Origin of the sequence: Dorea sp. MB18-49, assembly GCF_023669465.1 — a bacterium.
GTDB classification, from domain to species: domain Bacteria; phylum Bacillota; class Clostridia; order Lachnospirales; family Lachnospiraceae; genus Dorea_A; species Dorea_A longicatena.
Genome location: NZ_JAMOYX010000043.1, coordinates 15,636 through 27,347, shown reverse-complemented (window position 1 = coordinate 27,347; position 11,712 = coordinate 15,636). Strand labels below are relative to the sequence as shown.

Below are 11,712 nucleotides of genomic sequence, written 5' to 3'. Positions count from 1 at the left end.
AAGTGTTTATTATATAGAGGACAAAATAAGACAGCAAAGGAAGTGGTGCTGTTGCATCGGAAAAATGACACAAAATTAGTGATGTCCATTCGGGAAAAGAATTGAAGGGGATTCTTTTCCCCATTTGTCGTGTTACGAAAGACTGAGGGTAAGAAAATATGCTAGAACTTGCAATCTGTGATGATGACATCATCCTATGTAATTGGTTAGAACAGAAGCTGCTCCATTATGGGAAAGCGAATGACTGTCAGATATCTATAGAAATATACTATTCTGCGGAGCAGCTTCTTAACAGGCTGGAAGAAGAATCCTACGATATGTTATTCCTTGATATTTGTCTGGAACATGAGAATGGAATTGATATCGGAACGGAGATACGAAAGAAAAATTATGGAAAAGAACTGCGGATTACCTATATTTCAACATATCAGGAATATGCTATGAAATTATTCCGTATTCATCCATTTGATTTTCTTGTAAAGCCAATCCGAGAGGAAGAACTTTTCCGGGTGATAGGTAAATTACGGGAACTGTTAAAAGAACGGAAGAAAATATTTGAATATACGGATACAAAAGGAATCCACAAGATTTCTTATGACAAGATCCTGTATTTTTATAGTCTGGGAAAAAGAGTACATATCGTGACATCGGAAAAAGAATATGAATATCGAGGAAAATTAAAGGATGTAGCGGATGTAACAGAAGAATATTTCTTACTGATTCACAAGTCCTATCTCATCAATATGGAACACGTGGAGCATTACGAATATGACAACGTGGTTATGAAAGACAAGACACGTCTCAGTATCAGTAAAGCAAATCGCAAGAAGGTCAGGGAAAGACTATTACAAACGGAGAAGAAAAGATTATGAATATCCATTTGATCACTTATCTGACAAGTAAATTATTCTGGATTTATACTGTGTTCCGTTACAATACCATCCTGTATCCAAAAAATGAGGATACACAAAAGCTATTTGCATATTTTTGTGCATATCTGCTTTCATGCTGGGGAAGCATGCAGTGGGGAACGATGTACGGAGATCTGATCTTTGAGCTGATAGCTCTGTTAATTATAACAGTGGCATATCAGGCAGACTGGCAACATCATGTCTGGAATACACTTATGGTATATATTATGGGAATTTTATGTGATGGGATTCCAATCGTGTTCTTTCAACGGTATGCGGTAGCAAGAAATCCGGTGCATCATCACATGGGACCGGGAACTATTGTAATGGGAAATTTTATATTCTTTTTACTGGAAGTCATTATTGAAAGAAAAGTAGGTGTAAAGAGAAGTTATTATATAAAGAACCGTCATTGGCTTGCTATGCTTTCTGTCCCGGTGATCAGCATTATAGTCTGTATCAGGATATTGCTGCCAGACAGAAGAGGTGTGCGGTCTACGATTGTATTATTCTTACTGTTTATCAATGTGTTTATTTTCTATCTGCACGATGAGGTTCAGAAAAGTTATATTGAAACAGCAAAACAGGAAGAGATGAAAATTCAGATGAGCCAGTATGCAAAAGAACTGGAGATGATGATGAAATCACAGGACAGGCTGAATAAGATACATCATGATTACAAGCACCATCTTACAACAATAGGGGCAATGGCAAAAACGGGAGGAAATGAAGAGATTCTATCGTATCTGAAACAAATGGAGAATATAGCCGGAACAGCCTTATGTCATCATTTATATACAGAAAACCGTAATATGAATAATCTGCTGAATTATATTTTGGAAGATTCGAAATCAGTAATTGAAAATCCGGAGATTTCTGTAGAAATACCGAATCATATAGGGGAAGAATTATTTGATATAAGTATAATAGTGGGAAATCTTATGGATAATGCTATTCGTGGGACAGCAGCTTCAGATGAAAGGAGATTATCGTTTCAGATGTATTATGGAAAAGGAATCATGAATATCCAGATTGAGAATAGCATAAAAGATACACCAAAAGTGCGGAATGGAATTTATCTGACAACGAAAAGCAGGAAAGAAGGACATGGAATAGGATTACAAAATGTGAAACTCGTAGTAGAAAAATATCATGGTCAGATGGAGATCTGCCATACGGAGAAATCCTTTCAAGTGAAAATATTATTATATATGAAATTAGATGAAAAATAGTAAGGCGATGGTGTCTTACTATTTTTTTCGACCGATTTCGTCTATTTTTGCCACCTCAAGGGGCATTTTTACCATTTATGAAAATTTTGTGATTTTTTAGATTATAGTAGTGCCAAAGTCAGAAAAAAGGAGGGTAGCGGTTATTTTGTAAAGGAATTATAGAAAAAGATTACAAGAGGGAGAAAGAGACTATGAAGAGATTTCGAAAGTCGGCTATAGCCTTAGTACTTGCACTCCTGATGGCACTACAGGGAACAGAGCCTATTTTTGTACAGGCAAAAGAGGCCATTGAGGATGTACAGAAGAATGCAGATTTCTCCAGACCAGAGGCTTTGACGGAAGAGGAAGCAGGGATTACAGATTCCACATCTGGAGAACAAGATAAGAGTCAGCAGTCTGATGCGGACGTACAAAATGAAACGACGCCATCAGAAGATACAGAGACGCAGGAAGAACAGACAACTCCAGCGGAAGAAACAGAAGAAAATCCGCAGGAAAAAGAAGTGGAGTTGAAAGAACCACAGGATTACTATCCGATTCCAGAAGAACCGGAAGGTGAACTGATTGATTATGATGCCATTTCCAAGACTTATAAGACAGGGGACAAGCAGTATACAACCGTTTATGGAGGTTATGTCGGAACTTATAAGAATGAGGATGGAGATACCGAGCTGGTTGATAATACACTTGTAAAACCAGAAGAAGCAGATACTCCGGCATCCGAAGAAGCACAGGAAGCCAGCAGTGTAGTGGCAACTGAAGAAAAGGAAGAGAAAACAGAAGTTTATCAGAACAAGGCAAACGATTATGCTATCCTTCTTCCGGAACAGATGTCAGAAGAGAATGGTGTAACGATTGAAAATGGAAAGACCAGAATCGGGATCATTCCGGTAGATGGAGATTATACACATTCCGTTATTAAAGACAATGCGATCCTTTATAATGAAGTTTACGAGGGCGCAGATGTTCAGTATACAGTACTGGATTCCAGCATTAAGGAAGATATCGTACTTCAGCAGCCAACAGACAGGGAAGTCTATGAATACGAGCTGCAGATTCCGGGGTATCAGGCAGAAGTAAAAGACAATCAGGTCTATATCTATCCGGAAGGGAAGACAATCAAAGATGCGAAGTATCTTCTGGAGACGCCATCAATGGAAGATGCTGCCGGGGAAATCAGTTTCCTGATCACATTGGAACTTCGGGAAGAAGATGGAAAAACAATCCTGACCGTAAAACCAGATAGGGATTGGCTTTCGGCAGAAGAACGTCAGTATCCGGTCAGGATCGATCCGACACCAGTAGAGATTCAGAAGAGTTCCTTTAACATGATCGGTGTGGAAGAGGGAAGTCCTACCAGTCAGATTGGTGACAACAATTATCCGTATGTCGGATTTGATGATGGTATTAAGTCTGGGAACCTTGCAGGATTTGGTACTGCACACCAGAACTGCCGGACTTATATCAAAGTAAATTCAAATTTTAGTCAGATTCCGAAAGATTCCAAAATTGACAGTGCAACATTTGCAGTCAGTCAGAAAACTGCATACAGTGGTGGTGCATCCCAGTTTGGACTTTATCGTGTAGATCAGTCGTGGAACACCTCCATCACATGGAAAACAAAACCAGTAAATCTTACGTTTCAGGATGTACAGAATGCAAGTACCAGCAGGAACAGCTATATCAATTATGACGTCAAAGATCTGGTCAATGACTGGGTGCAGGGAACTCATGCGAATAACGGATTTGCACTGGTAGCCATTGCCGAGGCAAATAACCTTGGAGCTTCTATGCAGTGTGAGGTACTGAATAACAGGGCATCCGTTTATGGACCGAAACTCAGCATCCAGTGGTCACCGGCTGAAGATCCATATCTGCGAGATATGTCACTGGATGAAACAACGATCCTGCTTCGCCCGATGACAGAAAAGAATACAAATGGAAAGCTGAAGTTTGATGCCGTATTTGCAGACGGAATTGCAAAGAGCAAATCTACAGTAGAATATTATCTGCTTCCAGATGAGGAAAATGAAGAACATCACGAAACAGATGCAAAACCATTGTATTCCTATCCAGACAGTACTGAATACAATAAGCAGTTCCCGGAGGCGAATAAGTATTACAGCAAAGATTCCAACTGGCAGAGTGCACTGTATTCAGGGCTGACGAAGGACAAGCTTTATAAGATCAAAGCAAAAGCATCGAAAGAGATTGATGGAAAGCTGGAAACAGGAAAAGAAGTGACCAGTGACAGCTTTGTGATCTATGAAGTGAAGCAGTTTGATACATTCCCGAAGATTGCAAAATATTATGGTGTTCCGCTTAAGAACATTATGAAAGACAATCAGGTTATGGACGCACTGGTAGTCGCAAATAACACGATCTTTATCCGTAACCCACAGACAAATGTTCCATATAGTCCTGCACCGCTTACCGATCAGGATAAGATGCGGATTGACGGAGCATTGATGGGAAGAGGCCTGCACTGTGAATTTGGATTTGAACCAGTCAACTTAAATACTGGTAACTTCTACATGGATCAGTCCGATGCGACGATGAATGAACTGAATGGAGAATTCTCCATTACAAGAAGCTACAATTCCAAAGGAACAGACCAGCATTCCATGTTCGGACGTGGATGGAGCTTTAACTATGACCAGTCACTTTCTCAAATGGAGGACGGAAGTCTTCTGTATATGAGAGGGGACGGAAGTTATCTGATCTTTGATAAGAATGAAGATGGAAGCTACACTACTCCGGATGGTTATGTATATGATTTAAAAGCAGTCAGCTATAAAGATACAGACCATGACTACATCGGATGGGAACTGACAGATGCGGATCAGAGCGTCTGGTCATTTGATAAATATGGAATTTTACGTTATGTAACGGATGTGAATGGATTTAAGACAGTATTAGATTATGACGATGATTATAATCTGAGTAAGATTACAACACCATCCGGAAAAACATTCGGGGTAAAACAGGATAAATTCGGGCATATCAAGGAACTGTCTCTTCCAGATGGTGGAAAAGTTTCTTACAAATATGATGAGCAGGGAAATCTGATATCTGTAACAGATCCGAATGGAACAACAAAAGAGTACAAATATGATGATGACAGCCGTATGACAAGCTGGAAAGATGAGAATGGCAATACGGTTGTAAAGAATACTTACGATAAAGAAGGAAGAGTTGTAGAGCAGACTGATGCAGAAAAAGGAACGGCAACTTTCAAGTACGGAAAGAGTTCTACTACAACAACGGATAACGAAGGAAATAAGACCGTTTATCATTATGATGATCAGTACCGCACAACATCCATTGAATATCCGGATGGAACAACCTGTGAAAAGACTTATAATGCAGAGAATCAGCTTGCTTCCGAAACGACAGCAGCCGGAACAAAAACTTACACTTATGATACATTTGGCAATGTAGCAACGGAGACAAGAGAGGATGGAAAGACAGCCTCTTATACTTATAATGAGCAGAATAAGCTGACCAGTGCAACTGGATATAACGGAGCAACGGTTACTTACAGTTATGACGGTAATGGAAATATGGTCACATCTACAAAACCGGATGGAACAGCCATTACCTATACTTACGATGACAAACATCGTATGGTATCCCAGACAGACGGCAGAGGTGTCACAACAACGTATTCGTATGACGGACCGAACATGACCGGATATGTGGATGGAAATGGAGCAGCATGGGGATTCACGTATGACGCGATGAATCGTGCAGTTACCATGACAGATCCACTTGGAAATGTAACCTCGAACAGTTACGATGCGAATGGCAATCTGACTTCCAAGACAGCAGCCGATGGCGGTGTGACCGCTTATACGCTGGATGGTGTGGGAAATATTACAGCAAGTACTGACGCACTGGGGAATACCACCACTTATACTTATGATAAGATGTACAACATGACCAGTGGTACAGATCCGAAAGGAAATCAGATCAGCTACGTTTATGATAAGAATTATCAGCAGGTCAAAGCAACCGATGCAAAAGGAAATACAATTACTTATAAGTATGACAGCATGGGACGTGTCATAGAAGAGAGTAATAAAGATTTTGGAACAAAGCTCTATGAATATGACAAAGCAGGAAATCTGAAAAAATATACCGATGGAAATGGAAATGCAACCGTATCCAAGTTTGATTCTCTTGGACAGGTGCTTCAGTCCAAAGATGCAGTTGGTAATATAACCAAATATGAATATGACGCATTAGGAAATGAAACCAAGATTACTTATGGAGATGGAAGCAGCCATTCCAAGGAATATGATAACTGCGGAAGACTCGCTAAAGAGACAGATGAATTAGGTGCAGTTACCACTTATACTTATGATGCGGCAGACAATCTGGTATCAAAATCAGATGACAGTGGAAGAACCTGGACTTATACCTACGATAATACAGGAAACCGCTTAAGTGAAACCAACCCAGAAGGTGGAACTACCACATATACTTATGATAAAGCAGGAAATCTGGTATCTTCTACCGATGAAGAGGGAAGAACAGATACTTATGCTTACGACAAGGCAGGAAATCTGACTACATCCAAAGATGCCCTTGGATATACCGTATCCATGAAGTATGACTTAAATGGAAATCTGGTATCCTCTACCGATGAAAATGGAAATACCAGTACCATGACTTACGATGGTAATGGAAACATGACATCGGTAAGCGATGCAAAGGGCAACATTACAGCAATGAAATATGATTCCACCGACAATCTGGAACAGACGGTGGATGCCCTGAAAGGAAAGACCACTTACGAATACGATTCACAGGGCAACAGCACAAAGATGACAGATGCCCTCGGCAATGCGTATAGTTATGTGTATGATAAAGAGGGAAATAACACATCCATAATACTGCCGACAGGGGACAAGGTGCTGATGGAGTACGATGCCATCGGACAGCTTGTAAAATGTACGGATGCACAGGGACTCGTAATTACCTATCAATATGACGGAGCAGGCAACCTGATCCATTCCTCCGACAATGGTGGAAACAGTATGGATTATACTTATGATGGTGCCGGAAATGTACTGACACAGACCGATGAACTTGGCAGGACAGCAACATACAAGTACGATCAGTACGGCAGACTCCTGAAACTTACTGAAGCAGACGGAAGTATCACATCTTATGAATATGATGTTATGGACCGCATTACAGCGGTAACGGATGCGGAAGGTCATAAAACAACCTTTACCTACGATAAAGTCGGCAACCAGTTATCCATGACAGAAGAAGAGGAAGCCACATATAAATACGCTTACGATAAGAAAGACCGGGTTATTTCTCAGACAAATCCACTGGGAGCATCCAGCACCTTTAAGTATGACGGAAATGATAATGTGACGGAATCTGTCGATGAAAACGGTACGGTTACCAAGTATGCTTACGATAAAAATGACAATCTCGTATCCCAGACAGACGGAAATGGAAATACGACAACCTACCAGTATGATGAACTGGACCGCAAGATCGGTGAGACTTCTCCGTTAAAAGAAACAAATGAATACCGTTATGATGCCATTGGAAATCTTACCAAATCAAAAGATCCGATGGGACTCATTACCGAATACAAATATGACAGCCTGAGTAACATGACGGAACAGATTTCTCCAAAGGGAGCAGTTACCAAATATGATTACGACAAGCATGGCAATGTCATTTCTGTAACGGATGCAAAGGGAAATGAGACACAGTACAGTGTTGACCTGAATGACAATGTCACAAAGATGACACAGGCGAATGGTGGAGAGTATACCTATAGTTATGATAAAGCCGGACGTCTGAAGAGTATGACCAGTCCACTGGGTTATACTAAAAATTTCTCTTATGATAAAGTGGACAACGTGGTAAAAGAAAGCGACAGCTTAAAGAGTACCACTACTTATACTTACGATAAGCTCCATAACATGAAGTCTTCTACCAATGCACTGGATGGAACAACCAGCTTTTCTTATGATAAGTATGGCAATCTGGTGAAGGAGACAGATCCGCTTGGACGGAGCAATACCTACAGTTATGACCTGGCAGGTCAGATGACTTCTGCAGCTGATCCGCTTGGTAAGATAACTGCTTACACTTACGACCCGGCAGGAAATATTACTGAGATCACCAAACCGGGTGGAAGAAAGACCAGCTATGGATATGATAAGAATTATAATGTTACATCTGTAACAGATCCGATGGGCTATGTTGCAAAGACAGTCTACGATAAAGACAACCGTGTAACAGAAGAGACCGATGCACTGGGGCAGAAGGAATCCTATACCTATGATAAGGACAGCAGGGTAACTTCTATTACAGACAAGCGTGGATTCACAACGGGATTTGATTACGATGCACATGGGAATATTCAGGTTGTTACAGATAAGACCGGATTAAAGAGCCATCTGGAATATGACAAGAATGACAACCTGACCAAAGTAACTGATGCCCTTGGCGGTGTAACAACTTATGGTTACGACAACATGGATAACCTGGTGACCTTCACCAATGCAGCAAATAAGACAACGAATTATACTTATGACTTAGAAGGCAACCTGACATCCATCAAAGATCCGGCAGGAAGAACGGAGAAATTCGACTATGATGAAAAAGGCAGACTGACCGGACATACACAGGCAAGCGGCAAGAAAACCACGTATGATTACGACAAACTGAATGACCTGTTGGAGAAATCTTATCAGGACGCAAAAGGCGAGACATCCGAAAAGGACGTGACCTACGCATATAACAGTGCCGGGGAACGGGTATCCATGAAGGATCAGACAGGCAAGAGCAGCTACGAATACGATGCACTTGGAAGAATCACCAAAGTGACAAGCGGTTCGAAAAAGGATGTCAGCTACGTTTATGATGACGCAGATAATCTGCAGGCAATCGTATACCCGGATGGGACAAAGATCAGCTATGAATACGACTTAAATGATAATCTGGTAAAACTGACAGACCGTAATAGAAAAGTAACCACTTACAAGCATGATGCACTGAACCGTGTGACAGAAGTTACTAGAAGTAATGGAACAAAGACGGAAGTATCTTACGATGCAGAAGATCATATCACAAAGATTGTGAATACCTGTGGTTCCTGCGGCAAAGTAATCAGTACTTATGAGTACAAGTACAATGATCAGGGATATGTAGTTGGAGAAACAGCTACGGAACTGGAAGCTGGAACAAGAAAGACGCCAAGCTGGGAAGACTGGTACAACTGGGGCGATACACAGAAAGAGACAGACAAAGCAGACTGTGAGCATCAGGAAAAAGAGATCCAGACGACACGTACCTATGAATACGATGACAACTGGGAACTGACACGCTGTACAGAAAAAGCAGAGGGCGGTAAAAAGACAGTCCATAATTATACTTATGACAAGATTGGAAACCGGACCTCTTACGAGAAGATCGAGGATGGTGTCAGCAAAGCAAAATATAACTATAAGTACAACGATTCCAACCAGCTCATCAAACGCACCAATGCAAAGATCTGGGGCGATCCGGGAACAACCTACAGCTATGATAAAGATGGCAATCTGATCCAGGAATGTGATAAGACAAACAGTGCAGATCCGGTTACTTATGAATACACAGCAGAGAATCGTTTGGCAGTAGTAAAACAGGGTGGAACAGTCCTGATGGCAGCCATGTACGATGGAGATAACAACCGGGTATTCGAACTTGATAACACCTATAAATGGGAAGACTGCTATGGCGATGAAGTCCTGATCCCGGCGAACCAGCGTACCGAAGATGGAAACAGCCCGAAAGAGCAGCTTGCCTCTCTGGTAAAAGGCGGTTCCAATGCCAAAGGATGCACACTGACAGAGTATATCAACGATATCAATCGCGAGAATACAGAAGTCCTTGCAGAGTATGGAGCAGACGAGAAAGTACGTCAGGCTTATACTTATGGAGAAAGTGGAATCGGAGAACGGGTAAGCGTTGATAAATCGGAAGAAAGCAGTTATTATTTATATGACGGAAGAAACAGCGTGACCGGAATCCTGACCGAAACAGCTAATCTGACGAACAGTTATCAGTATGATTCATACGGTAACCTTACATCAGGAACAGCAGACGGTGTCAATTACTACGGTTACAATGGGGAGTCCACAAATGTAAAAACAGGACTTCAGTATCTGCGGGCAAGATACTATAACGCAGAGAACGGAACCTTTACAACTGAAGATAGTGACCTTGGAACGACAGAAAATCCATTGACCAGAAACCGCTACGATTATACGACCAATAATCCGCTGAATTACAGTGATCCGACAGGACATTCATTGTGGAGCAGGATTAAGAGTACAGCTAAAAAAGCAGCGAAAGCAGTCAAGAGTGTCGGCAAGAAAATCGTTAATACTGCGAAAAAGGTAGTCAAAACAGTAGTAAATACAGCTAAGAAAGCAGCAAAAACTATTGTTAACACAGTGAAGGGGGTAGCAAAAACTGCCAAAAATGCAGCTAAACATGCAAAACAGACATATCAATCTGTGAAAAATCGTGTAACCAGTAGCAGTACATATCAAAAGATCACATCCAGAGGAAGTCAGTTTATTCGTTCTGTAAGCAATGGGGTACAGAAAATTGGAAAAACTTATACATCTTTCAAATCCTATGTTTCAGAAAGAACGGCAGAAATCCGCTCAGAAGTGGTACGACATATGTGTACGACAACAAATCGTATTACAGATAAGCTTGGAAAAGTAGACTGGAATGCGGTGAAAAAAGTAGCCATTGGTATAACTGCGGTTACAGTTTCTGGTCTTGTAGTTGCTGCAACAGGCGGTTTGGCTGCAGGAGCAGTTCTGGCAGCATTGCCAGCAATGGGTGGCTTAGGAACGGCGATGGTTTCAGGAGCAGTTATTGGAGCTATTGGTGGAGCTTCATATAGTGCAGTGAATTCAGGTTTGTCTGGAAATAGTCTGAAACAAGTAGCAAAAGATACGTTAGTCGGTGGTATTGCAGGAGCAGTGACAGGTGGCGTTATGGGTGGCCTTAGTTATGGGGCTGGGAAACTTTTGAATGTAGTAAGGAGTGCAGGAAGTACCCATAATGATGGGATTGATAAATCGTTTAAAAAATTAGTTGCAGAAGTAACCGAAACAAAATTGCCAGAAGGCACTTGGGAAAAACCACCATTAGAGCGAGGAGATATTATTGACAAAGCTATGGGAAATAACTTGGGACACAATTTCCCGACCATAGATAAAGTAGAAAATGGTGTTGTGACTAGTGTTAAAAGCCGAGACTTAGGTGCAAAGACTTATCAAAATGGTAATAAATTGGAAAAGGTAATTGTCAAGGACATTAATAAAGTTTCAGGATTTATAGGAGAAACATTTAATGGTAAATTTGTTAATGCGGAAGAAATAGTGGGTAGACAATTACAAGTAGTTGTTCCAAATGTAACATTAAGCGAAGCTCAGATAAATGCAGTTAATAATGCTACAAAACATGGTATTGATAAAGGTGTTAAACTCATTATTACAGTAGGAAAATAATAGCAAAGTAAATAGCTTAAG

Annotated in this window: 3 protein-coding genes; all 3 read left to right on the top strand. The window is 40.9% G+C overall.

What is annotated here, in order from left to right; genetic code table 11:
* Positions 1–158 precede the first annotated feature (158 nt).
* The 3 genes from NCY30_RS11760 (at position 159) to NCY30_RS11750 (ending at position 11,691) form a co-directional block, all read left to right on the top strand.
* Positions 159–872: a LytR/AlgR family response regulator transcription factor gene (locus NCY30_RS11760; RefSeq protein WP_007884644.1), complete on the top strand. Its 714-nt coding sequence runs from the start codon at positions 159–161 to the stop codon at positions 870–872.
* Entirely contained in the window at positions 869–2,143 is a 1,275-nt protein-coding gene (locus NCY30_RS11755; RefSeq protein WP_055215245.1) for a sensor histidine kinase, read from the top strand. The genes NCY30_RS11760 and NCY30_RS11755 overlap by 4 nt, the downstream gene beginning before the upstream one ends.
* 191 nt (positions 2,144–2,334) lie before the next feature.
* On the top strand, positions 2,335–11,691 hold the full coding sequence (locus NCY30_RS11750) for a DUF6531 domain-containing protein (protein ID WP_226976793.1): 9,357 nt from the start codon (positions 2,335–2,337) through the stop codon (positions 11,689–11,691).
* Positions 11,692–11,712: the final 21 nt, after the last annotated feature.